The sequence below is a fragment of the Pseudomonas sp. P9_35 genome (assembly GCF_034008205.1).
GTDB lineage: Bacteria > Pseudomonadota > Gammaproteobacteria > Pseudomonadales > Pseudomonadaceae > Aquipseudomonas > Aquipseudomonas kilonensis.
The window spans coordinates 6,151,325-6,176,879 of record NZ_CP125373.1; the positions used below are offsets into that span (position 1 = coordinate 6,151,325).

Here is a 25,555-nt window from a genome sequence, read left to right on the forward strand (position 1 = left end):
AAAGCCCCTGGCGACTCGGTCGCCAGGGGCTTTTTCATGCCTTTGTGTTTTCATGCTTTTGTGGCGAGGGAGCTTGCTCCCGCTGGGCTCTGTAGGAGCTGCCGAAGGCTGCGATCTTTTGATCTTTCGCTTGAGACTCAAGTGTCCGGAGAAAGATCGCAGCCTCGTTGCACTCGACAGCTCCTACAACGCAACCCAGCGGGAGCAAGCTCCCTCGCCACTGGGCTGGTCATCGAATTCAAGCCCGCCGTGCCACCAGCAAAAACGAAGCCGCACTGGCGAGCAGCCCCGCACACATCCGATTGAACAGGCGCTTGCCACTAGGCCGGGCGAACAGCCGTCGCGCGTAAATGCCCATGTAGCAATACAAGCCGATGGCGATGCACTCCAGTGCCAGGAACAAACCACCCAGCACGGCGAATTGTTGAGTGACGGTGCCTGTACGGTCGACGAATTGCGGCAGGAACGCGGTAAACAACAGGATCGCCTTCGGATTGCCGATCGCCACCAGGAACTCCTGGCGCGCCAGGCCGGCCCGGCTCATCGACGCGACCGCGGCTTCACTGCCGGCCTCGGGCTGGGCCCGCCACAATTGCACCGCCAAATAGAACAGGTAACCGGCACCGACGAGCTTGATCCCCAGGAACAGCAACTCCGAGGTGTGCAGCACCGCGGTAAGCCCCACCGCTGCCAGGGCGATCATGATCGCAAATGCCAGCAATCGACCAATGCCGCCACTGCACGCCCGGACGAAGCCATAACGTGAGGCGTTACTGATGGACAGCAGGTTGTTCGGCCCCGGCGCCATGTTCAGCGCAAAGCAGGCCGGGATGAAAACAGCGAGCGTCGACAGTTCCATCGGGAGCATTCCAGGCAGCGGCGAATCGAAAGCCCATTCTGCGCCGGCCGTTGCCGAGGACAAGGCACAGTTGCGCGGCTAAATCGCCCCGCACTGTACCGCCGCGATTTTGCCACCAGGCTCCGCAAAATCCGGTAACGCTCCGGGCCTCGCAACTTCCGGGACGGTGGCTAGCCTTCAGTACTCAACCCAGCAAGGATGCTTCGATGCCACCGTTTTTGTATGCACTCGCCTGTCTTGTCTTCATTGCCATTCCTGCGCTCGCCGCGCTCTGTCCCGACTGGCCCGCTGAACGCGCCCGGGCCGAGATCGCCGCGCTGCAACAGCAAATCGACACCTGGGACGACAGCTATCACCGCCTCGGCCAATCGCTGGTGGCCGACGAACTGTATGATCAGTCCCGCGCACAGTTGGGCCAATGGCGCAGTTGCTTCAACCTCGCGGCGCCCGACGATCCCCTGGGCTCAGCGGGCGGAAAACTGCCGCACCCCGTCGTCCATACCGGCCTGGAAAAATTGAAGGATGCCGAGGCTGTGGGGACCTGGCTGCACGGTCGAGAGGACGTCTGGGTCCAGCCGAAGGTCGACGGCGTGGCGGTAACCCTGGTCTACCGCAAGGGTCACCTGCATCAGGCAATCAGCCGTGGCGATGGCGTCCAAGGGCACGACTGGACCACGAATGCGCGCAAGATCGCCGCCATCCCGCATCGACTCCGCCAGCCTGTGGACCTTGTCGTTCAGGGCGAGCTGTACTGGCGCCTGCTGGATCATGTCCAAGCCAACAATGGCAGTGTGAACGCCCGGGGCACCATGGCGGGTTTGATGGCACGCGGCAGCTTGACGGTGCACGATGGGATATATATCGGCCTGTTTGTCTGGGAGTGGCCTGACGGACCGGACACCCTGCCCGAGCGAATGGCCGCTCTGAGGGAGTTGGGTTTCGCCGACACCCTCGACTACAACCAACCTGTGCGGACATTGGCCGATGCCGAGCAGTGGCGCGATCACTGGTACCGCACACCGCTGCCATTCGCCAGCGACGGGATCGTCCTGCGCCTGAGCCGCCGCCCACCCGCCGACCGCTGGCAAGCCAGGGCGCCATTCTGGAGCGTCGCCTGGAAATACCCGTATGCCCAGGCGCTGGCCGAAGTGCGCAAGGTGCACTTCAAAGTCGGTCGTACCGGGCGCATCACGCCCGTACTGGAGCTTGAACGCATCCGGCTCGACGACCGGTGGATTCGCCGGGTAAGTGTCAGTTCCCTCCAGCGTTGGGAGGAGATGGACATTCGTCCCGGCGACCGGGTCGCCATCAGCCTGGCCGGGCTGACCATCCCACGGCTCGACAGCGTCGTGCTGCGCAGCGTCGAGCGGCAGGACCTCAACGCCCCTGCGCAAACCGATTACCACTTCTTGAGTTGCTGGCAACCGACAGCCGGCTGTGAAAGCCAGTTCCTCGCACGACTGGGCTGGCTCAGCGGCAAACAAGGGCTTGCCCTGCCCCACGTCGGCCCGGGCACCTGGGAAAAGCTGCTGGCCGCCGGACGACTCGACGGATTGCTGGATTGGATGACCCTCGATGCCGCCGAGCTTGCTAACATTGCCGGCTTCGGCGAACACAGCAGCACCCGCCTGCTCGCCAGCCTGCACAGCGCCCGGCAACGCCCTTTCGCGCAATGGCTCAAGGCCCTGGGCCTGCCGCCCGCTGGTGAGGCCCGGCTGGAAGGGCCGTGGCAGGTGCTGGCCGAGCGCAGCACCGAACAATGGCAAGCCGAGGCCGGCATCGGACCGGGACGCGCCGCGCAACTGAGCGCATTTTTTCGCGACCCGCAGGTGCTGGCCTTGAGTGACGTATTACGCACTGCCGGGGTCGACGGTTTTTAATCCGGGCCCTGTGCGGTTGAACCCAAGGGGCAAGCATGCGTTCCAACAGCGCATCTGTACCGACCGCTCGCGATTTTTTACGGAGTTGCTATGAATTTCCTGTCCCCCGTTGCCCTGCTGGTCTTATGCAGTGCCATGGCCGCCCCCTTGATGGCGGACGAGCAAACCCCGGAGCTCACCGGTTGCGCGGCCAAGCGCCAGGGCATCATCAACCAGATCGAACTGGCCAAGTCCCGTGGCAACCAGGACCAGCAGGCAGGCCTGGAAACCGCGTTGGACGAAGTCACCAGCCATTGCACCGATGCGTCCTTGCGCAAGGAGCGTGAAAACAAGGTGCTCGATGCCAAGCACGAGGTCAGTCGGCGTCAGGCCGACCTGGAAAAGGCCATGAAGAAAGGCGACGCCGAGCGGATCAACAAACGCAAGGACAAGCTGGCAACCTCCCGCAAGGAGCTGCAGGAAGCGGTGGACGAGCTGGACAAGTGAACCTTGAAAAGATCGCAGCCCCCTACAGGTTGAATACGATTCCCCGTAGGTGCTGGCAAAGCCTGCGATCTTTCAAGACATGTCAATGATCGCGAAACTCCTTATGACACGCACTGCACGCATCCTCGACCTTTTGCACCGCCGGCCCCAAGTAACTGGCCTTGTAGGGTTGGACGTTGCTGGCGGTCACCAACTCACCGGTGGCGGCTTCAAGGTTGCGGGCCATTTCCTGGAAACGCGCCTGCTTTTGCCAGACTTCATCCCGGGCGCTGGTGTGGTCTTGCTCGCGCACTTGCGGGAAGTGTTTCCACGGCTCATGAGAGAGTTGATCCAGTTGCGCCGCGCCTTCGGCAAATCGTGGACCATCGAACGGGACTCGCCCACGCAACATGCCGCCCAACTCTTCGTTGGTCTTGAGCATCTGCTTGAAGATCGCCTTGCGCTGGCCAAGGGGAGAATTGGGATCGACGCCACCACAGGCGGACAACATCAGGCAGGCCAGTACGGCCATGGAAAATCGTTTTACAAACATCTTGGCCTCGGGGCAGGAAACGGCAGTTAGTATCCTCGGGTCATCGGTAAAGACCAATGGCCCTATCAACAATACGGGTTGTTCGAGCGCCTGACAGCGTTCGAATGACTGCAAAGGAAATCTTCATGAACAGCTGCATCAAGACCTGGCACAAAGGCCTGGCATTGACCCTACCGCTGATCGCACTGTTGGCCGGTTGTAATCGCGGCGAAAAGGTCGAAGAACCTCAGACCCACGCCCTCGCCACCTATGTCAGCGCACCGTGGGAGGCGTTGCCGTCGGTGTCCGATGCAGACCTGCTGGCCGGTTTCGGCTCCTGGCGCAGTGCCTGCACCCGGCTCAAGGCCGATGCGACCTGGGGCCCGACCTGCGCGGCAGCGGCCAATGTGCCGCAAACCGCACAGGATGTACGCAATTTCCTGAAACAGAACCTGGACGTCTATGGCCTGCGCTCGGGAGACAACAGCCCCAACGGCCTGATCACCGGCTACTACGAGCCGGTCTACCCCGGCAGCCTCACCCAGACCGCCACGGCGAATATCCCGGTCTACGGTGTGCCGGAGGACATGATCATTGTGTCGCTGGACAGCATTTACCCTGAACTCAAGGGCAAACGCCTGCGTGGCCGCCTCGAAGGTCGAGTGCTCAAGCCCTACGACGACGCGGCCACCATCGAAACCAACGGCGTAAAGGCACCGGTCATCGCCTGGCTGACCGACCCCATGAACCTGCAATTCCTGCAAATCCAGGGTTCGGGACGCATTCGACTCGCCGATGGCCGCCAGCTGCGCATCGGTTATGCCGACCAGAACGGCCACCCTTACCGTCCCATCGGGCGCTGGCTGGTTGAACAGGGCGAACTGAAGAAAGAAGACGTGACCATGGGCGCCATCAGTGCCTGGGCCAAGGCCAACCCGAACCGTATTCCCGAATTGCTGGGCAGCAACCCCAGCTACGTATTCTTCAACCGTAACCCCGACAGCAACGAAGGCCCGCGAGGCTCGCTGAATGTACCGCTGACAGCCGGCTACAGCGTGGCGGTGGACCGAAAGGTGATTCCGCTGGGCAGCCTGCTCTGGCTATCCACCACCCGACCCGACGGCAGCACCTTGAACCGGCCCGTCGCCGCCCAGGACACTGGCGGTGCAATTGCCGGCGAAGTGCGGGCGGACCTGTTCTGGGGCACGGGCGAGGCGGCCGGGCAACTGGCCGGGGACATGAAGCAACAGGGGCAGATCTGGATGCTCTGGCCCAAGGGCATGGCGTTGCCGCAAGTGCCACAGGTGGCGAATGCGGTTACCGCCAATCCCTAGGATCCCAATCGCGAGCAAGCTCGCTCCCACTTTGGATCGGGTGTGTACACAAAATATGTATTCACCCAGATCAACTGTGGGAGCGAGCTTGCTCGCGAAGAGGCCCGCACAGACGCCAGAAATTCACCAGCCAGATTCAGACCGAAACAAAGAAGAAACTCAAGACCAACCCCACCCCCACGAACCACACCAGCGAACGCAGGATCGCCCAGTCAGCCAGATAGCAAATGATGTAGAGCAGGCGACTGGTGATGAACAGCACCGCCAGCACATTGATGGTCACCAGCTCGGCATTGCCGGCCAGGTGCGCGACGATCACCGCGGCGGCAAAAAACGGGCTGATTTCAAAGCTGTTCAGTTGCGCAGCGTATGCCCGCCGGGGAGCGCCTTCGAGTGTTTCCAGAAAGTCCCGAGGGTCGTGGTTATCTGCCAACCTGTATCGTCCACCAATCTTGGCAATGGCGATGCACAGATAAGGCAGGAGAAAGGCAATCAAAATACACCACAGGGCAACCGTCATTGACGCAGTTCCTTCTTTGAGTTTTATAGAAAATCGCGAGTTCGGGCGCCGGTCAGAACTTCATCACCAGCATGCCAACCAACACCAGCCCGCAGGCTAAGAGCCGCGGCAAGCCGAAAGGTTCTTTCAAGTAACGCATGCCGAACAGCACCACCAGGATCACGCTGATCTCCCGCAGCGCCGCCGCTTCGGCGATCGAGCCCAGTTGCATGGCCCACAGCACCAGAGCGTAGCTGAACAATACGCAGAATCCGACCGCCAACCCCAACCGCCACTGCTCACGCCAGAACCGCATGAAGGCCGGCCGCTTGCTCACCAGCGCCAGCAACGGGAACGGCCAGGCACTGAGCAGCGTGACCCAGACCAAGTAATCCAGCGGATGGGACCAGCGCCGCAGAGCGTGACCGTCGATAAAGGTGTAGCAACCGATGCACAGGCCGATCAGCGCCACCACCGGCAGCATCGACCAGGGCAGCCGCTCGCCACCACCGCCCTGCCACAACAGGCAAAGCATGCCGAACGGGATCAGCAAAATGCCGATGACCTGCTGGGTCGTCAGGGCTTCACCGGCGAACATAAATGTCAGCGCCAGCACCACCAGCGGCGACAGGCCGCGCATCAGCGGATAGACCAACCCCAGGTCACCGACCCGATACGCCTGGATCAGCAAATAGCGATAGAGCAACTCGAACGCCGCCGACGCCAGGATCCACGGCCAGATCTCCAACGGAGGCAAGGCCACGAAACCCAGTGCCAACGCGACGAACAGCAAGGCGACGCTGTCCATGCATGCCACCACCAGCAAGCGCTCGCCACTGAACTTGATCAGCGTATTCCATGCCGCATGCAACAGCGCCGCGACCAACACCAAGGCCGTTGCAAGCACGGCACGCTCCTTGTCTTGTCCCCCGCCCCGTAGGAGCCGTAGGAGCTGTCGAGTGCAACGAGGCTGCGATCTTTTGATCTTTCACTCCAGACTCAATTGTCGGTGGAAAGATCGCAGCCTCGTTTGCACTCGACAGCTCCTACAGCTCCTACGCTCGGTAAGGCTCATGAACTGATTCGCTATCGTTTATACTGCAAACCGACCACGCCGCACTCAGTTGCGCATACACCTATTCCAATAATCTCGCTGTTGCCCCGCTCATTCGAATGGGGGCGCCGGCATGCGTATGCCTGATCAGAGCGTCAAGACTACAGACAGAGACCTTGCGCATGCCACTCGCCTTGCTTGCTTTGGCCGTCGCCGCTTTCGGCATCGGCACGACTGAATTCGTCATCATGGGCCTGTTACCCGATGTCGCCCGGGACCTGGCCGTGAGCATTCCCCAGGCCGGGCTGCTGATCACTGGCTACGCCCTGGGCGTGGTGTTCGGCGCGCCGATCCTGGCGATTGGCACCGCCAACATGCCGCGCAAGGCCACGCTGCTGGGCATGACCCTGATGTTCATCCTCGGCAACGTGCTCTGCGCCCTGGCGCCGAACTACGCCACGCTGATGGCCGCCCGGGTCATTACTGCACTGTGCCACGGAGCGTTCTTTGGCATCGGTTCGGTGGTGGCGGCCGGGTTGGTGGCGCCGAACAAACGGGCCCAGGCGATTGCCATGATGTTCACCGGCCTGACCCTGGCAAACGTGCTGGGCGTACCGTTGGGCACGGCTTTGGGGCAATTCGCCGGTTGGCGTTCGACGTTCTGGGCGGTATCGGTGATCGGCGTGATCGCCGCCATCGCCCAATGGGTCTGGCTGCCCAGGGAAATCCCCATGGAGAGGGCCAACCTGGCCAGCGAATTCAAGGTGCTGGGCAAGGTCAACGTGTTGCTGGCCCTGGGCATGAGCGTACTGGCCTCCACCAGTTTGTTCAGCGTGTTCACCTACATCGCGCCGATCCTGCAGGACATCACCGGTGTCAGCCCCCACGGCATCACCGTCATGCTGCTGTTGTTCGGTGTCGGCCTGACAGCGGGCAGTTTCCTCGGCGGGCGCCTGGCGGACCGGCGCCTGCTGCCTGCGCTGGTGGGCATGGCCCTGGCCGTGGTGCTGGTGCTGGCCGCGTTCAGCCAGACCAGCCAGTCGGTGATTCCGGCGGCGATCACCCTGGTGCTGTGGGGGATCTTCGCCTTCGCCCTGTGCCCGATCCTGCAACTGCTGATCATCGACCAGGCCCACGAAGCACCGAACGTCGGCTCCACACTCAACCAGAGTGCATTCAACCTGGGCAACGCGGCCGGGGCCTGGATGGGTGGGTTGGTGGTGGCCAGTGGTGCCGACCTGGCGGATTTGCCATGGACCGGAGCAGCGGTCGGCGGCCTCACGGTATTGACCGCCTTGTTCTTCATTCATCGCCAACGACGCTTGGCCGCAGTCGCTGTTTGAAGGCCTGGGCAATCAACCCTGCCCGTGAGCGGGGCGCCTGGTAACAGGTTCGCGCCTACTCCGAGTCGCTGCGCCGTGCTGGCGTAGCGGATGATTTATCCTTGGGCAGGCCGACTTCGCTGCGAATCTGCGCATGGCTGATCAACGCAAAGATAAAACTCCCGCCAACGATATTGCCTGCCAACGTCGGCCCGGCGAACACCATCCAGAAGTCCTCCCAGGACAACTGGCCAGCGAACACCAGGTAGGACACCTCGGCTGAACCGACGACGATGTGGGTGAAATCCCCGAGCGCCATGAGGTAGGTGATCAGAATGATGATCCACATCTTGGCGCTTTCCATGGACGGGATCATCCAGACCATGGTGGCGATCATCCAGCCGGAAATGATGCCCTTGGCGAACATCTGGCCGGTGTCGTTTTCCATGACCTTGCGGCCGATCTCCAGGAAAGCCTGGTCGGTGCGCTGATCGAAGATCGGCAAGTGCAACATCACGTAGGCCACCAGCAAGGTGCCGCACAGGTTGCCCACCAGCACCACGCCCCAGAGCCGCAACAGCCGGCCGAAGTTGCCCAGCGTGGGTTTGCTCATGATCGGCAGCACGGCGGTCAGGGTGTTTTCGGTGAACAGTTGCTGGCGGGCCAGGATCACCGCGAGAAAGCCGGCGCAGTAACCGAAACTGGCGATCACCTTGAAGCCTTCGTGGTCCGGCAGCCGGGAGTTGAGCAACCCCATCGCCATCAGCGACAGGCCCATGGTCAAACCCGCCGCCAGGGCCGACCACCAGAGCGCGGCGATACTGCGCTCCAGCTCCTGATTGCCCTGGGTGCGGATGATTTCGTGCAGCACCGCAGCCCGCGGTGGCTGGTTGCGGTCGACTTCGCGCTGTTCCTGGGCTGAAAGGTCAGGGGTCTTGCCTTCTTCATGGGTGTCCATACAGCTCCTGAACCGGTGGCGTGATGTACCTACGACACGCGGCGATCAGCGCTGTTCAGTTACCTCAGCCTCAAACCGCTATCGCGAGCAAGCTCGCTCCCACAGGGGGACGGCGGTGAACACAAATCCCGTGATCACCCCGAAATCAATGTGGGAGCGAGCTTGCTCGCGATAGCAGCGCCGCCGATCTCACTCGACGACAGCATCCTTGAACTGATCCTTGACGTATGTGATCTCGGTCCGCCCGTGAGGCGCGGGCAGGCCGTCTTCGCCGAGGTTGACGAAGACCATCTTCTCCACGGTCAGGATGCTCTTGCGGGTGATTTTGTTGCGCACCTCGCAGGTCAGGGTAATGGAAGTACGGCCAAACTCGGTGGCGGTGATGCCCAACTCGATGATGTCGCCCTGGCGCGAAGCGCTGACGAAATTGATTTCCGAGATGTACTTGGTGACGACGCGCTGGTTACCCAGCTGGACGATGGCGTAGATCGCCGCCTCCTCGTCGATCCAGCACAACAGGCTGCCGCCGAACAGCGTGCCGTTGGGATTGAGGTCTTCGGGCTTGACCCATTTGCGGGTGTGGAAATTCATGATCACTCCTGAGTGTCTGGCCGTTGGATTGCTGCATCATGGCAGACCGCACGGTCAGGCTCTACGTCGCGGCCCCTATAACGGTCATCGACAATTTCGATTTGCCGACAGAAACCCTTTTGGAAGATCCGATTAGCCCGTTATAATCGCCACCGCTTTACCTCGGTCCACCCTTTGGACCGTTCCCGCCACCTGTCCGAGGGGCGCTGCAGCAGGCTCGACCTGTCAGGCTCGGATGGGGCGTTGTTTGTACGGGGGCTCCCCGCACGGACACTAAACGCACAACGGCGCCCATTCGCATACATTACGAATGGAGACTCTTCATGAGCGCTGTTATCACGCCTGCCGATTTTACCGACTACAAAGTCGCCGACATGTCCCTGGCTGCCTGGGGCCGTCGCGAAATCATCATCGCCGAATCCGAAATGCCAGCCCTGATGGGCCTGCGCCGCAAGTACTCTGGCGAACAGCCATTGAAGGGCGCAAAAATCCTCGGCTGCATCCACATGACCATCCAGACCGCCGTGCTGATCGAAACCCTGGTTGCCCTGGGTGCCGAAGTGCGCTGGTCGTCCTGCAACATCTTCTCGACCCAGGACCAGGCCGCGGCCGCCATCGCCGCCGCCGGCATCCCGGTATTCGCCTGGAAAGGCGAGACCGAGCAAGAGTACGAGTGGTGCCTGGAGCAGACCATCCTCAAGGATGGCCAGCCGTGGGACACCAACATGATCCTCGACGACGGCGGCGACCTGACCGAGCTGCTGCACAAAAAGTACGCAGCCGTGCTGGAAAACGTCCACGGCGTGACCGAAGAGACCACCACTGGCGTGCATCGCCTGCTGGACATGCTGGCCAAGGGCGAACTGAAGATCCCGGCCATCAACGTCAACGACTCGGTGACCAAGAGCAAGAACGACAACAAGTACGGCTGCCGTCACAGCCTCAACGACGCCATCAAGCGCGGCACCGACCACCTGTTGTCGGGCAAGCAGGCACTGGTGATCGGCTACGGCGACGTGGGCAAGGGCTCGGCCCAGTCCCTGCGTCAGGAAGGCATGATCGTCAAGGTGTCCGAAGTCGATCCGATCTGCGCCATGCAGGCCTGCATGGACGGTTTCGAACTGGTTTCGCCGTTCATCGACGGGATCAACGACGGCACCGAAGCTAGCATCGACAAGGCTCTGCTGGGCAAGATCGACCTGATCGTGACCACCACCGGCAACGTCAACGTCTGCGATGCCAACATGCTCAAGGCCCTGAAGAAGCGCGCCGTGGTCTGCAACATCGGCCACTTCGACAATGAAATCGACACCGCTTTCATGCGCAAGAACTGGGCATGGGAAGAAGTGAAGCCGCAGGTCCACAAGGTGCATCGCACCGGCACTGGCAGCTTCGATCCACAGAACGACGACTACCTGATCCTGCTGGCTGAAGGCCGCCTGGTTAACCTGGGCAACGCCACCGGCCACCCAAGCCGCATCATGGACGGCTCGTTCGCCAACCAGGTCCTGGCCCAGATCTTCCTGTTCGGCCAGAAATACGCCGACCTGTCGCCAGCCCAGAAAGCCGAGCGCCTGACCGTGGAAGTACTGCCCAAGAAACTCGACGAAGAAGTGGCCCTGGAAATGGTCCGCGGTTTCGGCGGCGTGGTCACCAAACTGACCAAGCAACAGGCTGAGTACATCGGCGTCACCGTCGAAGGCCCGTTCAAGCCGCACGCTTACCGCTACTGATCGGCGCTGCTCCCCCTGCGGGAGCGGGCTCTCTTGTGGGAGCGAGCTTGCTCGCGATGCAGACACCTCGACTCAGCTGTCAGACCGAGGCAATGCCAATCGCGAGCAAGCTCGCTCCCACACAAGCCCGCCTCTCAAGGCTTGTGCAGGCCTCTCCGGCTTACGAGTTTCCAAGGATATGACCATGTCCCAAGACCGTCGCTACAGCTTCGAGTTCTTCCCGACGAAGACCGATGCTGGGCATGAAAAACTGATCGCCACTGCCCGTCAGTTGGCCAGCTACAACCCCGACTTCTTCTCCTGCACCTATGGCGCCGGCGGCTCGACCCGTGACCGCACCCTGAACACCGTGTTGCAGCTTGAAAGCGAAGTCAAAGTCCCGGCCGCCCCTCACCTGTCTTGCGTGGGTGACAGCAAGGACGACCTGCGAAGCCTGCTGACCCAGTACAAGGCCGCCGGCATCAAGCGCATCGTTGCCCTGCGCGGCGACCTGCCGTCAGGCATGGGCATGGCCAGCGGCGAGCTGCGCCACGCCAACGAACTGGTAGAGTTCATTCGTGAAGAAACCGGCGATCACTTCCACATCGAAGTGGCTGCGTATCCGGAAATGCACCCACAGGCGCGCAATTTCGAAGACGATCTGCGCAACTTCGTGCGCAAGGCCAACGCTGGCGCCAGCAGCGCGATCACCCAGTACTTCTTCAACGCCGACAGTTATTTCTACTTCGTCGAGCGCATACGCCAGTTGGGCGTCGACATTCCTGTGGTGCCGGGGATCATGCCGATCACCAACTACAGCAAGCTGGCGCGCTTCTCCGACGCGTGCGGTGCAGAAATCCCACGCTGGATCCGCAAGCAGTTGGAAGCCTACGGCGACGACTCCTCCAGCATCCAAAGCTTTGGCGAGGAAGTCATCACGCAAATGTGTGAGCGTTTGTTACAAGGTGGTGCACCGGGGCTGCATTTCTATACCCTTAACCAGGCCGAACCCAGCCTCGCGGTATGGAACAACCTCAAGCTGCCGCGCTGAATGACTTAATGCGGTGGTACAAAGAGGCCTTGGCGAAAACCAAGGCCTTTTTTTTAAGCAAGGAAATCCGGAGGATTGCAATAGATGCCTAATGGTCACAGGCTAACGACCCCACAACTCATTTACCTGGTCTACGGGGCCGAAACCTATCACCAGGAAGCATTGTTCAGCATCGCCAGCGCGGTGGCCGGCCTGCGCAAGACGCCGGACGAAGCATTGGATATCCAGGTATTCACCGACAATCCCACGCCGTACGAAGGGCTGCCAGTGCGTTTGCGCCCGTTGGACAACGAGACCCGCCAGGCCTGGATCGAACCCTACGGTTATCATTTCCGCGCCAAGCATGTGGTGATGCAGAAAGTCCTTGAAGAAGCCGAAGTGGCGCTGCTGATCGACACCGACACTTTTTTCCACTGCTCGCCCCTCGAACTGTTCCGCCGTGTGCAGCCTGGCACGCTGCTGTGCAACGCCTTCGGCATGAATTATGGCGCCAACAAGGATGCCGGTCTGTACCAGACACTGGCCGACACACTGCGCCAGCGGCAATTGGCAGACGACGACATGCCCTTGTTGAACTCGGGGGTCATTGGGCTCAACTGCGCCGATGCGTCAGTCCTGGATCGCTCGATCGCCCTGATGGATGAACTGTATCCATTGGCGCAGGGTGCCTACACACTCGAAGAGTTCTGCCTTTCGGTGGCCGCCTATCGCTCGGTGCAGGTGCGCGAATGCCCGGATCTGATCCATCATTACTGGAGCCGCAAGCAACTGTTCCGCGCCAAGACCAAAGCCTGGCTCGACAAACACCGTGACGCGCCGGTCTGCCAACAGGCTCTGGATGAAACCGGCCAAGTGACTGCGACGCTGCCCCGGCCGCCGGGCCTCCAGCGCCTGGCCTACAAGTTCATCACCCTGGCACTGCCCAGCCATAAACGCCAATTCATGCGCGAGATCCTCTACGGCTGCTATCGCCACACCAACCAGTTCGATCAAGCCTGCGCCCCGGTCTGGTGGGAAAAGGCCCTGGAGAACGTCGAACAGCGGCTGAAAAAACCATTGCACGACCATGAGCTCAAGCGCTGGTTCAATCATCCACTGATTCGCCTGGTACTGGGCCAGCGCCGCGAAGCCATCTACGAGCACCTGATGCAGGCGAAGGGCAATTAGTGGCCTGTGTGGTTAGTTCGTTAGTTGCCACTAGGGCGCAGGCCAGAGCGCTCTAGCTATTTGATGAGCTCTCGTCGTAACCTCAGGCCATGCCCGTCATTGTCCAGCTGCTGACCGCCCTTCTTCTCTTGTGCCTGAGCATGGTTGCCCGGGCCGAGAAGTTGCGCATTGTCACCGAACCCTGGGCCCCGTATGTCTACGAAGAAAACGGCAAGATGCTGGGCCTGGACTACGAAACCACGGCCATCGTCTTCAAGCGCCTGGGTATCGACGTGGAATGGCAGTTCCTGCCGTGGAAGCGTTGCCTGGTGATGCTGGAGCAGGGATTGGCGGACGGTGCGCTGGACATTTTCCACAGCGATGAACGCGATTCCATGCTGCTTTACCCCAGCGAACCGCTGTCGGACGTAGAGTTCGTGATGTTCTACGCCAATGCCCGGCCCCATCCGTTTCGCACACTTGATGACCTGGGCGGCCTGACCGTCGGCACCTCACCCGGTTATCTCTACAGCCAGGCCTTCAGTGAGTCGACCCTGTTCACCCGGGAAACGGCGCCCACCCACGAAGCCAATTTCGGCAAGTTGCAGCTGGGACGCATCGACCTGCTCATCACCGACCGCAGGGTGGGCCGATATGTACTCGAACAAATGCAGTTGGGCGACCAGATCACCGAAAACCCGACGGTCGTGAGCCGCCAAAGCCAATACCTGGCGGTGCGGCGCAACGCCGGGATGGATTTGCTGGTGCAACGCTTCAGTGCCGAACTCAAGCGTTTCAAGCGCGAACCCGCCTATGCCGAACTGAGCGCCCGCTACGGTGCCGGCCCAGTGGCCAAGGTCATCTCGCCGGACCTGGGTCAACGTTGAAATAAACCGTTGAGCAGCAGGAAAGCGGCGCACGGCGTTTGCTCTGTTATACTCCGGCCTTCCCGCCAGGCTCACGCCCGGACGCCCGGCCTTGCAAAAGGCATCCCGACACCGCTACAGCGCCGCCTACGGCCCGCGCGAGCCTTGTCCGGATCCGCCTTCGAGGCCCGGCAGGACCGGACGGGATGACGTCTTTTTGTTGAACGTCATTCGCGCCAGGCAAGACTATCCCATTGGGCCAGGCCCTCACTAAAACAGGATTACTCATGTCCTTTGCTTCCCTCGGTCTCTCCGAGGCTTTAGTCGGCGCCATCGAAGCCGCCGGCTATACCCAGCCTACCCCGGTGCAACAGCGGGCCATTCCCGCCGTGTTGCAAGGTCGTGACCTGATGGTCGCGGCGCAGACAGGTACTGGTAAAACCGGCGGTTTCGCCCTTCCGATCCTGGAGCGGTTGTTCCCCAACGGTCACCCAGACAAGTCCCAGCGTCATGGTCCGCGCCAACCGCGCGTACTGGTCCTGACCCCAACCCGCGAACTGGCGGCCCAGGTACACGAGAGCTTCAAGGTCTACGCTCGCGACCTGAAGTTCGTCAGCGCCTGCATTTTTGGCGGCGTGGGCATGAACCCCCAAGTCCAGGCCATGTCCCGTGGCGTCGATGTACTGGTTGCCTGCCCCGGCCGCCTGCTGGACCTGGCCGGCCAGGGCAGCGTCGATTTGTCCCACGTGGAAATCCTCGTGCTGGACGAAGCCGACCGCATGCTCGACATGGGCTTTGTCCATGACGTGAAGAAAGTCCTCGCTCGCCTGCCCGCCAAGCGTCAGAACCTGCTGTTTTCGGCGACGTTCTCCAAGGACATCACCGACCTGGCTGGCAAGCTGCTGCACAACCCGGAGCGCATCGAAGTCACGCCACCGAACACCACGGTCGAGCGCATCGAGCAACGCGTCTTCCGCCTGCCGGCCAGCCACAAGCGCGCCCTGCTGGCGCACCTGATTACCGCCGGCGCCTGGGAACAGGTCCTGGTGTTCACCCGCACCAAGCACGGCGCCAATCGCCTGGCCGAGTACCTGGACAAGCACGGCCTGCCGGCTGTGGCGATCCACGGTAACAAGAGCCAGAACGCCCGCACCAAAGCCCTCGCCGACTTCAAGGCCGGCGAAGTGCGCATCCTCGTGGCCACCGACATCGCGGCCCGTGGCCTGGACATCGACCAGCTGCCTCACGTGGTCAACTTCGAACTGCCGAACGTCGATGAAGACTACGTGCACCGTATCGGCCGCACCGGCCGGGCCGGTCGCTCGGGCGAAGCGATCTCGCTGGTCGCACCGGACGAAGAAAAACTGCTCAAAAGCATCGAGCGCATGACCAAGCAGAAAATTGCCGACGGCGACCTGATGGGCTTCGATGCCAGCACCATCGAGGCCGAGAAGCCTGAAGTGCGCGAACGTCCGGACGTGCGCAATCCGCGCAATGCCCGTGGCCCACGCGGCGACGGTCCGAATGGCGGCGGTGGTGGTGGTGGCGGCCGCAAAGACAAAGGCAAGGACAAGGGCAAGGAAAAATCGGCCAGCAACAGCAATGGCCGCGGCGAACGCCCAGCCCGCGAACAGAAGCCCCGCGAAGGCACGCCAGCCCGTGAACAGCAGCGTCCAGCCCCGCGCGCCGCAGCCGATCGTGCCCCGGACGAGTTCCTGGATGACGACGTCGACAACTTCGGTAACCGCGTCGACTACGTGCCACAGCAGAAACCGGCCCAGGGCCGTGGTCGTCGCCCGGGTGCCCCGGCACAGGGTGCAACTGCAGGCGCGCCGCGCAGTGGCCAGCCACAAGGCCGCCAGAATGGTCCGCGCAACAGCAACGGCTCGTCTACCGGCACGCCACCGGCCAAGCGCAGCGGCCCACGCAACGGTGCCCCGCGTGACGGCCAGGCTCGTCGCGATGACACCCGCCCGCGCCGCCCGGCCCATGACGACCAGCCTCGTCAGGAACCCGCCGTGCAGAACCCGCGCGGCAGCCAGCCGAAGATCATGCACAAGGAGTCGAAAGCCGATCGCTTCCCGACGCCTGAACAGCTGGATCAACTGCCAAGCCGTCCACGGGGCGAAAAACCGGCATTGCTGACGCGCAATCGCTGAGTTTTTCCAAGCCTTGAAAAATGCCCCGGGTCTCGCGACCTGGGGCTTTTTTTTGGGTGATACCGATCTAACCCCGTGGGAGCGAGCCTGCTCGCGATAGCGTTGGGTCAGTCAATATCTGTATGGCTGATCCGGCGCAATCGCGAGCAAGCTCGCTCCCACAGAGGATCTGTGTGTTGCCGGAATCCGCGCAATAAAAAACGCCCCTGATCGCAAGACCAGGGGCGTTTTTTGTCACTGCGAAGGTTACTTCGCTTTGACACCTTCAAACGAGATGTACAGCTCAACGGCGTCGGATTGTGGGCCCAGGTCCATCATCTTGCCGAAGTCGGAACGCTTGATGCTGGTGGTGCCCTCGAAGCCAGCACGGTAGCCGCCCCATGGATCCTTGCCTTCGCCCAGGAACGTGGCCTTGACCACGATTGGCTTGGTCACGCCGTGCAGCGTCAGGTCACCCGTCACGTCTGCAGTGTCTTTACCATCAGCGTTCTTGCCGGTGGACTTGACGCTGGTGGACACGAACTTGGCATCGGCGAACTTGCCTACGTCCAGGAAGTCCTTGCTGGCGATGTGCTTGTCGCGCTCGGCGTGGTTGGTGAACACACTGGCGGTACGTACGTTGAACTCGATCTTGCTGGCCTCAGGCTTGGCGGCGTCAAAGCTGAACTTGCCGTCGATGTCCTTGAAGGTACCGGTGATGTAGCTATAGCCCAGGTGGCTGATCTTGAAGTCGACGAAGGCGTGCTGGCCTTCCTTGTCAACCACGTAGTCAGCAGCCATGGCCTGGCCGGCTGACAACAGGGCAGAACCGATTGCCAGGGCGGCGAGCGTCTTTTTCAACATGCTTTCTATTCCTTTGGAGTCGAGGTTGAACATCAGGCTTGGCGCCCCAGCATTCGCTTGAGGGTCGCGTCACGGTCGATAAAGTGGTGTTTCAATGCTGCCAACGCATGAAGGCCGGAGAAAATTACCAACGCCCACGCCAGGTAGAGGTGAATCTGGCCAGCGACGTCTGCCTGATCGGGCAGTCCGGACACCAGCGCGGGTACTTCAAACAAACCAAACACCGGGATCCCGACACCGTCTGCGGTGGAAATCAGGTAACCGGCAATCATCACGGCGAACAACCCGAGATACAGTGCGCTATGACCGAGCTTGGCGCCGACGCGGGTCAGGCGGCCATAGGTTGGCAGGGTCGGTGGCGGCGGGCTGACAACGCGCCAGATCACCCGCAGCAGCATGACCGCCAGTAGCACCAGGCCAATGCTCTTGTGCAGGTCCGGTGCGTCTTTGCGCCAGGTGCTGTAGTAATCCAGGCCAACCATCCACAGGCCCAGGGCAAACAACCCATAGACCGCCAGCGCAACACCCCAGTGCAAAGCGATACTGACCCAGCCATAGCGAGAAGAAGAGTTGCGTAGCTGCATTGCTCATTTCCTGTAAAAACTGCGATCAAGACTAGCGAGTTATCTATCGATTTAAAGCGGAAAATTTCGCTTTGAAATATCGAGAAATACGATCATCAGTCTGGAGGGGGTGGGTTAAGGAAAGATTAAAGGGGAAACGGTGGGTGATGGCGAGGGGGTCAGGCAGCCTTTAGGGGCCTGCATGGACCTCATCGCGAGCAGGCTCGCTCCCACAGGAGACCACGCTGGGGCTGTCACCGCCGCCCAACTATTTTTGCCATGCAATATATATGTATCGCCATTTCCACTTTTACCCTTGATCAAATGAGCACTCAACAACTCATTGAACAAGGTGAACAAAATGGCTGTTCGTTATACCCCTTTCAAAGCTAGCGGCTCGCCGCAACTACCGCCTAATCAAACAATGTCCCCGGGGCAATATCTAAAATCCAGCAATGGGCGGTTCCGATTGAGCGGGTCAAAACTTTATTTGAGAACTTTGAAATTAAAACTTGGTCGTTTTCGCTGCCGCCTCTCTAGAGTCACTTATTGACGCACTCAGGCCGGTAAGGATCCATGTCGCATCTATAAACTAATTGAGGATCGTGCTTTTTCAGCACCATACGGCCATCAGCAGTGCAACCACTGACACCGAATACTGCCAATAGCATTAAAGCCGCTATCAATTTCATGTTAACTCCAGCTTTCACGAGGTGGAAATTTTGAATTATTAGTTTACCGAGCACTCAGGCCTATATGGATCGATGGAGCATTTGTGTGCTAGCTGCGGATCTATTTTTGGAATCATCGGAATCGTCAAAGGATCTCGGCATTCGCCATACACACATCCATATATCGAAGCCAATACGACCACTGCCATTAGTATTTTCATACGCGCTCCTGTTTTTGGAGGAGCCTAGATTTGTGGCTTGGTGCGGGCTATCGCCTGCTTCCGGTTAAAGGGTGGGAAGTTTCCGATATATCGCCAAGACGTGTAGGACGTAGCGCTTATTAAGCGATGCCGGGCTTTGAGTGGCGCCGCCGGTACGCTTGATGCTGGATAAAAAAACGCGGCCCTTGAGCCGCGTTCTTTCCACCTGATCGTTACTGAGCCTTCGTCTCAGTCGCCGCCGGCGTTGTCGCTGCCGGCTTGGCCGCCGGTTTCTTCGCCGGAGTGGCTTTCTTCACTGGCGCTTTTTTAGCCGGGGTCTTGGCCGCTGGTTTTTTCGCCGCTGGTTTGGCCGCTGCTTTCTTGGCTGGCTCAACCTTTGCCGGGGCTGGTGCAGGTGGTTCCACCGGTGCCGGCGCAGGAGCGGGTGCAGGTGCTGGAGCCGGCGCTACCGGTTCCGGTGCCTTGACCGGCTCTGGCTTCTTGTCATCGTCCGAGCCACCAAACAGGTTGCTGAAGAAGTTGCCCTTCTTCGCCGCCACTGCACCAGCCGCCGCCGTTGCAGCAGGCGCGACCTTAGGAGGTTCAAACGACTTGCCCGCCGCCAGGTCTTCAACCTGGCTGGCGGCCCGCTGGCCGCTGCGCAGCGCGCCTTCCAGGGTGCCCGGATACAGGGTGTCGGTGTGTTCACCGGCAAAGGCTACGCGCTGCAGTGGCTTTTCCCACAGGCGCCAGTACTTGCTGATCTGGCCCGGGCCAAAGGCCAGGTACGCGCCACCCATGGACGGGTCGGTGCTGTAGCGGCGGATTTCGTAGCCGGTGAACGCGCCACGGGCCTGTGGATAAAACGCGTGCAGGCGGATCAGTACCTGATCGACCATCTGCTTGTCGCCGAAGGCCTGCATCACCCGGGCGTTGTCGCCGGACAGGTTGATGACCACGTTGGCACCGCCCTTCAAGGCCGGTTCGATCCACATCATGCCCAGGCCGGCATTGCTGTAGATCTCACCCGACATGCGCGCCTTGCTGTCCCAGACCGGGGTCTTGAACTTGAGCATGATCTGGTCGCGCCAGCCGTAGTTGGTGCCCTTGATCGCGCCTTGATGCTGGGCGTCCAGGGCCGGGGTCAACTGGATCTTGTTCAGGGCCCGCAGGGGCACGGCCAGCACCACGTAGTCAGCCTGGTAGCCAACGGCGCCAACCTTGACGGTCACCCCGTCCTTGTCCTGGGAGATGGCCGACACGGGCGAATTGGTCTTGATGGTTTTCAGTTGCTTGACGAACGCCTGGGCCAGGACCTGGCTGCCGCCGAGCAGGCGCGAGGCCCGCAGGTCACGGTCGGACACGCCGCGATAGACGCGGTTCTGCTGGGCGAAATACAGCAGCGACAGACGCGAAGGTTCGTCATAGCGGGTGCGAATCTCTTGGTTCACCAACTGCCGCGCCGTGGCCGGCAGTTGCAGACGGTCGAGCCAGTTGGACACAGTGATCTGGTCCAGCGCATGCAGCGTGCTGGTCGCCGCCGGGTTCTGCGGGTCTTCGATGGAGCGCGCCAGGTCGTCCAGGGTGGTTTCGTAGCGCTTGAGGGCTTCGGCGGTGGCCGGCTGTTTGGTCGCCAGGTCCGCGGCGGTGAAGTAGGTGCCGTCGATCAGATAGCTGGGGGTACGCACGAACTCCGGCGCCGGCGTGGTGCCCAGCTTGAATGTGGAGACGTATTTGTTCAGCACCGGCTGGGTCTTCTCGTTGCCGATCCACTCGCTGGTGGCCATGCCCGAACGACCGCCCAGGTCCGGCTTGGCTTCCAGCAGCGTCACGGCCCAGCCTTTGTTCTGCAACTCGTAGGCTGCGGTGAGCCCCGCCAGGCCGCCGCCAATCACGATGGCCGTCGGTTGTTTGTCCTTGGCCAGCGCCGAAACGCTGAACAGCCCTATCATCACCAGCGCACAGGCGCGCAGCCAACCAGCAGACATTCAACGAACTCCGGATTAAAACGTAGGAAATTTCAGTTTTCGAGCCAGGCGGCTCTCGGTTTTTCGAGCCAGTCGGCTCAGGGAACGGCGAAGAATACGTCAGCCATCAAAACGCCGCCAGCGACGTCTATCGCCTCGTTCAAAGTAGTGGGAATGACACAATGGGTTGTCCCCAGGGCCGCCATTGCATAGGCTTGCGCGATTGTTTTGCCCGCGCCCGCCGCGAGCCGCCTCGAGGAGACTGTAAATGGGCCTGAATAACCAGTGGATGCAACGCGACCTCGCGGTGCTATGGCATCCCTGCACCCAGATGAAAGACCACGAACAGCTGCCGCTGATCCCCATCAAGCGCGGTGAAGGCGTGTGGCTGGAAGATTTCGAAGGCAAGCGCTATCTCGATGCCGTCAGCTCCTGGTGGGTCAACGTGTTTGGCCACGCCAATCCGCGCATCAACCAGCGTATCAAGGACCAGGTCGATCAGTTGGAGCATGTGATTCTCGCCGGCTTCAGCCACCAGCCGGTGATCGAGCTGTCCGAGCGCCTGGTGAAGATGACGCCCGAAGGCCTGACCCGGTGTTTCTACTCCGATAACGGCTCGTCCTGCATCGAAGTGGCGATGAAGATGAGCTTCCACTACTGGATCAATCGCGGCCGGCCGGACAAGAAGCGCTTCGTCACCCTGAGCAACAGTTACCACGGCGAAACCATCGCGGCGATGTCGGTGGGCGATGTGCCGTTGTTCACTGAAACCTACAAGGCGTTGCTGCTGGACACGATCAAGGTGCCGAGCCCCGACTGCTACCACCGCCCTGAAGGCATGGGTTGGGAAGAACATTCGCGCAACATGTTCGCGGCCATGGAACAGACCCTGGCCGAGCACCACGACACGGTGGCGGCAGTGATCGTCGAACCGCTGATCCAGGGCGCCGGCGGCATGCGCATGTACCACCCGGTGTACCTGAAGTTGCTGCGCGAGGCCTGCGATCGCTATGGCGTGCACCTGATCCACGACGAAATCGCCGTCGGCTTTGGCCGTACCGGGACGATGTTCGCCTGTGAGCAGGCCGGCATCACGCCAGATTTCCTCTGCCTGTCCAAGGCCCTGACCGGCGGTTACCTGCCGCTGGCCGTATGCGTGACCACCGACGAGGTCTACAGCGCGTTCTACGACGACTACCCGACCCTGCGCGCCTTCCTGCACTCCCACAGCTACACCGGCAACCCGCTGGCCTGCGCGGCGGCCCTGGCGACGCTGGATATCTTCGAAGAAGACAACGTCATCGAAAACAACCAGGCCCTGGCCCAGCGCATGGCGAGCGCCACCGCGCACCTGGCCGATCACCCGAACGTCGCCGAAGTGCGCCAGACCGGCATGGTGCTGGCCATCGAGATGGTCAAGGACAAGGCCAGCAAAACCGCTTATCCGTGGCAGGAACGGCGCGGCCTGAGCGTGTTCCAGCATGCCTTGGAGCGCGGTGCCTTGCTGCGTCCGCTGGGCAGCGTGGTGTATTTCCTGCCGCCGTATGTCATTACCCCCGAGCAGATCGATTTCCTGGCCGAAGTGGCCAGCGAAGGCATCGACATTGCCACCCGGGACAAGGTCAGCGTGGCGGTGCCGAAGGACTTCCACCCGGGTTATCGCGATCCGGGCTGAATCCCGGCTTTCTGTTGAAACACTGTTGTGGTGAGGGGATTTAGCGAAACGTCGCACCGCACCGCGGGACTCTGTAGGAGCTGGCGAAGCCTGCGATCTTTTGATCTTTCGCTTGAGACTCAAGTGTTTGGGGAAAGATCGCAGCCTCGTTGCACTCGTCAGCTCCTACACAGCTCCTACACATTTAACTTTTCCAGAGATTCAGCATGAGACTGTCCCGCTTCTTCATCGACGCGCCCCTGAGCCTCGGCGACCACGAACTGCCTGAAGCCCAGGCCCACTACATCGGCCGGGTGCTGCGCATGGCCGAGGGCGATGCGGTGCAGGTGTTCGATGGCTCGGGCCAGGAGTTTCGCGGCACCCTGGCCGAGGTCGGCAAGAAACGCGTGCGGGTGCAATTGGACGAGCAGTTCGCCGGACAGCCTGAATCGCCGCTGCGCATTCACCTCGGCCAAGGCCTGTCCCGAGGCGAGCGCATGGATTGGGCGATCCAGAAAGCCACGGAGCTGGGCGTCAACGAGATCACGCCGATTTTCAGCGAACGCTGCGAAGTGCGTCTCAAGGACGAGCGCGCCGACAAGCGCCTGCTGCACTGGCGCCAGGTGGCAATCAGCGCCTGCGAGCAATGCGGGCGCTCGAGCGTGCCGATCATCCACCCGCCCCTGCTGCTGGCCGACTGGCTGAAGCAGACCGAGGCCGCGCTCAAACTGGTGCTGCATCCGGTGGCCGAGCCGCTGGTCAGCCATGACAAACCGTCGACGCTGGCGTTCCTGATTGGTCCTGAAGGCGGTTTGTCGGACGCCGAAGTCGAACAGGCCAAGACCGCCGGCTACCACGCCGCCCGCCTCGGCCCTCGCGTGCTGCGCACCGAAACCGCGCCGGTGGTGGCACTGGCGGTGGCGCAGCAGTTGTGGGGGGATTTCTGAAGTCGGATATAAACCCCATGTGGGAGCGAGCTTGCTCGCGATAGCAGTGGGTCAGTCAACATCGATGCTGACTGATCCGGCGCTTTCGCGAGCAAGCTCGCTCCCACAGGCCTACTGCACCGGCTCGCTAGTGGGCTTGGCAATGATCGCCTTCAACTCGCTGGTCATCGGGAATTCCAGGTTCAGGCCCTTGGGTGGGATCGGTTTCTGGAACCAACGGTCGTAAATGTCGTTGATCTCTCCCGACTTATACAAATCGGCCAGGGTCGCGTTGACCAGCGCCAGGAATTGCGGGTCGTCCTTGCGCACCATGCAGCTGTAGATTTCCCGCGATTGCTCTTGCCCCACCACCACCCATTTGTGCGGGTCGCGAGCCTTGGCCCGTTCGCCGTATAGCAACGCATCATCCATGTAGAACGCCGCCGCCCGGCCTGTCTCGAGCATCTGGAAGGATTCGCCGTGGTCCTTGGCGCTGATGATGAACATGTCGGCCTTGTTGTCCTGGTTGTAGCTTTTCAGGAAGCGTTCATTGGTGGTGCCGGCGGTGGTCACCACGTTCTTGCCGCGCAGGTCGGCGAAGCTGTGGATACCGCTGTCCTTGGCCGTCAGCAACTGGCCCTTCACGTAGATGAAGCCGTAGGAAAACGCCACTTGCTTCTGCCGCTCGGCCGTCACCCCGGTAGAGCCGCACTCCAGGTCCACGGTGCCGTTCTGCACCAGTGGAATGCGGGTCTGGGACGTGACCAGGTTGTACTTCACGTTCAGTTGCGGCAACGCCAGTTGGGTCTTGATGCGCTCGACAACCTTGCCCGCCAGTTCCACCGAGTAACCCATCGGTTGGCCGCTGCTGTCACCGACGTAGGAAAACGGTACCGAAGCATCGCGATAGCCCAGGGTAATGCTCCGGGTGCTGGCGATCTTGCCCAGTGTGCCAACCGGGGGGGCTTCATTGGCATGGGCCTGGACGCTTAACAACAGGCTCAGGGTGCAGCCGATCAACGTGATTTTTTGCATTGTTATTCTCCGTTGGGTGGGTCAGGCGGCGCGGGGCGTCAGGCCCTGCAAGTCGATGGAAGGCGTGTGCTGGCCGATCAGCTCGCTGAGCAAGCGAGCGCTGCCACACGCCAGGGTAAAGCCCAAGGCCCCATGGCCGAGGTTGAGCCACAGGTTACGGTAGCCGGTGGCGCCGATCAGCGGCACGCCGCTGGGGGTCGCCGGGCGCATGCCGGCCCATTCGACGGCACGCGAATAATCCCCACCCAGAGGGAAGGTTTCCAAGGCCTGGCGCTTGATCAGGGCCAGGCGCTTGGGGTCCGGCGCCGGGTCGAAACCGACGATGTCCACCATCGCCGCAACGCGCAGTTGTTCGCCGATGCGCGCGTAGACGACCTTGCGGTCATAGTCGGTGATGCTCAACTGCGGTGCCCGATGCCGTGGGCCAATGGGCGCGGTCAAGCTGTAGCCCTTGAGCGGATACAGCGGCATCCGCACGCCGGGCAATGCGAGCGCTGCGCTGCGGTGGCCGGCGGCAATCACCAGTTGCTCCACCGGCAGCCGCTGCCCGTCCAGCACAATGGCCTGCACCGCACCGTCGGCGTGCTCGATGCCGCTGACCGGGTGCCCCAACAGGAACTCGCAACGCCCCGAAGCCCGCAAACGTGCCGCCAATTGCTGGCAGAAGGCATGGCAATCGGCGACTTCCTCAGCCGGCGTGTAGATCCCGCCCACGTACGGCACGCCGGCCAGCGCCGGTTCCAGGCTCGCGCACTCGATGGGGCCAAGCACCTGCTGGTGGGCACTGTCCAACAACCCCTGCCGCGCACGCTGGAAATGCCTCGCGTCGCGAAATGTCACCAGCTTGCCGTTGCGCCGCCAGTTGAAACCGTCGAGGCGGTCTTGCTCGCGCCAGTCCTGCAAGGTGGCCTGGCTCAACAGTGCCAGGCGCAACAGGTGGGCGCCGTTACGCCGGTTGACCGAGCTCCGGCAGGCGCCGATGAACGCGGCCATCCAGCGCCACTGCGCCGGATCAAGGCGCGGTCGCAACTTGAGCGGCGAATCACCGCGCAGCATCCAGCCCAGCGCCTGCCAGGGCACCCCGGCGTCCGCCAGCGGGGTGACGTAGCGATAAGACAACTGGCCACCGTTGGCGAAACTGGTTTCGCTGCCCAAGGTCTCCCGGGCCTCCACCAAGGTTACCTCGACGCCGTCGCGCACCAGCGCATAAGCCGTCGCCAGCCCGACCACGCCACCACCGATGATGCAAACCCGCTGAGCCATGTCCA

23 protein-coding genes and 1 riboswitch are annotated in these 25,555 nt (G+C 61.5%); of the genes, 11 read left to right on the plus strand and 12 right to left on the minus strand.

Translation table 11 applies throughout. From position 1 onward, the window contains the following. Positions 1 to 238: 238 nt before the first annotated feature. A complete protein-coding gene (locus QMK47_RS27395; protein WP_014340629.1) occupies positions 239 to 859 on the minus strand; it encodes a LysE family translocator in 621 nt (206 codons plus the stop codon). A 206-nt stretch (positions 860 to 1,065) separates the two neighbouring features. Between QMK47_RS27395 and ligB the strand changes: the two genes are divergently transcribed. Then, positions 1,066 to 2,739: an NAD-dependent DNA ligase LigB gene (gene ligB, locus QMK47_RS27400; RefSeq protein WP_320389568.1), complete on the plus strand. Its 1,674-nt coding sequence runs from the start codon at positions 1,066 to 1,068 to the stop codon at positions 2,737 to 2,739. A 90-nt stretch (positions 2,740 to 2,829) separates the two neighbouring features. Beyond that, a complete protein-coding gene (locus QMK47_RS27405; protein ID WP_212797954.1) occupies positions 2,830 to 3,225 on the plus strand; it encodes a DUF1090 domain-containing protein in 396 nt (131 codons plus the stop codon). Between the two features lie 82 nt (positions 3,226 to 3,307). Here QMK47_RS27405 and QMK47_RS27410 read toward each other — a convergent pair whose 3' ends face one another. Then, a complete protein-coding gene (locus QMK47_RS27410; protein ID WP_003206409.1) occupies positions 3,308 to 3,757 on the minus strand; it encodes a c-type cytochrome in 450 nt (149 codons plus the stop codon). A gap of 125 nt (positions 3,758 to 3,882) precedes the next feature. On the opposite strand from QMK47_RS27410, the gene QMK47_RS27415 reads away from it, so the two are divergent. Then, positions 3,883 to 5,070, plus strand: coding sequence for a murein transglycosylase A (locus tag QMK47_RS27415; RefSeq protein WP_214509949.1), 1,188 nt, complete (start codon positions 3,883 to 3,885; stop codon positions 5,068 to 5,070). 136 nt (positions 5,071 to 5,206) lie between these two features. On the opposite strand, the gene QMK47_RS27420 is transcribed toward QMK47_RS27415, so the two are convergent. Then, the gene (locus QMK47_RS27420) at positions 5,207 to 5,590 is read right to left on the minus strand and encodes an MAPEG family protein (protein WP_253470121.1); all 384 of its coding nucleotides are present in this window, start codon (positions 5,588 to 5,590) and stop codon (positions 5,207 to 5,209) included. 52 nt (positions 5,591 to 5,642) lie between these two features. Beyond that, a complete protein-coding gene (locus QMK47_RS27425; RefSeq protein WP_214509951.1) occupies positions 5,643 to 6,476 on the minus strand; it encodes an EamA family transporter in 834 nt (277 codons plus the stop codon). A 329-nt stretch (positions 6,477 to 6,805) separates the two neighbouring features. On the opposite strand from QMK47_RS27425, the gene QMK47_RS27430 reads away from it, so the two are divergent. Next, positions 6,806 to 7,966, plus strand: coding sequence for an MFS transporter (locus QMK47_RS27430; protein WP_320389569.1), 1,161 nt, complete (start codon positions 6,806 to 6,808; stop codon positions 7,964 to 7,966). A 55-nt stretch (positions 7,967 to 8,021) separates the two neighbouring features. Here the strand turns inward: QMK47_RS27430 and QMK47_RS27435 are convergent, their stop codons facing one another. Both QMK47_RS27435 and QMK47_RS27440 read right to left on the minus strand, forming a co-directional pair. After that, a complete protein-coding gene (locus QMK47_RS27435; RefSeq protein WP_320389570.1) occupies positions 8,022 to 8,903 on the minus strand; it encodes a formate/nitrite transporter family protein in 882 nt (293 codons plus the stop codon). Positions 8,904 to 9,092: 189 nt separating this feature from the next. Then, entirely contained in the window at positions 9,093 to 9,494 is a 402-nt protein-coding gene (locus QMK47_RS27440; protein WP_320389571.1) for an acyl-CoA thioesterase, read from the minus strand. A 192-nt stretch (positions 9,495 to 9,686) separates the two neighbouring features. Next, positions 9,687 to 9,794: riboswitch (S-adenosyl-L-homocysteine riboswitch) on the plus strand. A gap of 23 nt (positions 9,795 to 9,817) precedes the next feature. Here QMK47_RS27440 and ahcY point away from each other — a divergent pair. From ahcY to QMK47_RS27465, 5 genes are all read left to right on the plus strand, one after another. Next, positions 9,818 to 11,227, plus strand: a complete 1,410-nt coding sequence (gene ahcY / locus QMK47_RS27445) for an adenosylhomocysteinase (RefSeq protein WP_258689597.1) — start codon at positions 9,818 to 9,820, stop codon at positions 11,225 to 11,227. A gap of 184 nt (positions 11,228 to 11,411) precedes the next feature. Next, complete coding sequence (gene metF / locus QMK47_RS27450; RefSeq protein ID WP_018605035.1) at positions 11,412 to 12,257, plus strand: methylenetetrahydrofolate reductase [NAD(P)H]; 846 nt, start codon at positions 11,412 to 11,414, stop codon at positions 12,255 to 12,257. Between the two features lie 84 nt (positions 12,258 to 12,341). Next, a complete protein-coding gene (locus QMK47_RS27455; protein ID WP_253470132.1) occupies positions 12,342 to 13,424 on the plus strand; it encodes a hypothetical protein in 1,083 nt (360 codons plus the stop codon). An 89-nt stretch (positions 13,425 to 13,513) separates the two neighbouring features. Further along, positions 13,514 to 14,290, plus strand: a complete 777-nt coding sequence (locus QMK47_RS27460; RefSeq protein ID WP_408980826.1) for a substrate-binding periplasmic protein — start codon at positions 13,514 to 13,516, stop codon at positions 14,288 to 14,290. 266 nt (positions 14,291 to 14,556) lie between these two features. After that, positions 14,557 to 16,428, plus strand: a complete 1,872-nt coding sequence (locus QMK47_RS27465) for a DEAD/DEAH box helicase (protein ID WP_253470134.1) — start codon at positions 14,557 to 14,559, stop codon at positions 16,426 to 16,428. 246 nt (positions 16,429 to 16,674) lie between these two features. On the opposite strand, the gene QMK47_RS27470 is transcribed toward QMK47_RS27465, so the two are convergent. From QMK47_RS27470 to QMK47_RS27485, 4 genes are all read right to left on the minus strand, one after another. Beyond that, a complete protein-coding gene (locus QMK47_RS27470) occupies positions 16,675 to 17,271 on the minus strand; it encodes a YceI family protein (protein ID WP_003206427.1) in 597 nt (198 codons plus the stop codon). Between the two features lie 32 nt (positions 17,272 to 17,303). Next, positions 17,304 to 17,855: a cytochrome b gene (locus QMK47_RS27475; protein WP_253470136.1), complete on the minus strand. Its 552-nt coding sequence runs from the start codon at positions 17,853 to 17,855 to the stop codon at positions 17,304 to 17,306. A gap of 521 nt (positions 17,856 to 18,376) precedes the next feature. Further along, positions 18,377 to 18,526, minus strand: a complete 150-nt coding sequence (locus QMK47_RS27480) for a hypothetical protein (protein WP_253470139.1) — start codon at positions 18,524 to 18,526, stop codon at positions 18,377 to 18,379. Between the two features lie 412 nt (positions 18,527 to 18,938). Then, a complete protein-coding gene (locus QMK47_RS27485; protein ID WP_253470140.1) occupies positions 18,939 to 20,693 on the minus strand; it encodes a flavin monoamine oxidase family protein in 1,755 nt (584 codons plus the stop codon). Positions 20,694 to 20,940: 247 nt separating this feature from the next. On the opposite strand from QMK47_RS27485, the gene QMK47_RS27490 reads away from it, so the two are divergent. Then, positions 20,941 to 22,347 (plus strand): adenosylmethionine--8-amino-7-oxononanoate transaminase, encoded by a 1,407-nt coding sequence (locus QMK47_RS27490; protein WP_253470141.1) that lies wholly within the window; start codon positions 20,941 to 20,943, stop codon positions 22,345 to 22,347. 206 nt (positions 22,348 to 22,553) lie between these two features. Then, positions 22,554 to 23,273, plus strand: a complete 720-nt coding sequence (locus QMK47_RS27495; protein ID WP_253470142.1) for a 16S rRNA (uracil(1498)-N(3))-methyltransferase — start codon at positions 22,554 to 22,556, stop codon at positions 23,271 to 23,273. 111 nt (positions 23,274 to 23,384) lie between these two features. Here QMK47_RS27495 and QMK47_RS27500 read toward each other — a convergent pair whose 3' ends face one another. Next, positions 23,385 to 24,287, minus strand: coding sequence for a transporter substrate-binding domain-containing protein (locus tag QMK47_RS27500; protein WP_320389572.1), 903 nt, complete (start codon positions 24,285 to 24,287; stop codon positions 23,385 to 23,387). Between the two features lie 21 nt (positions 24,288 to 24,308). Further along, positions 24,309 to 25,550, minus strand: a complete 1,242-nt coding sequence (locus QMK47_RS27505; RefSeq protein ID WP_253470145.1) for a D-amino acid dehydrogenase — start codon at positions 25,548 to 25,550, stop codon at positions 24,309 to 24,311. Between the last annotated feature and the right edge of the window lie 5 nt (positions 25,551 to 25,555).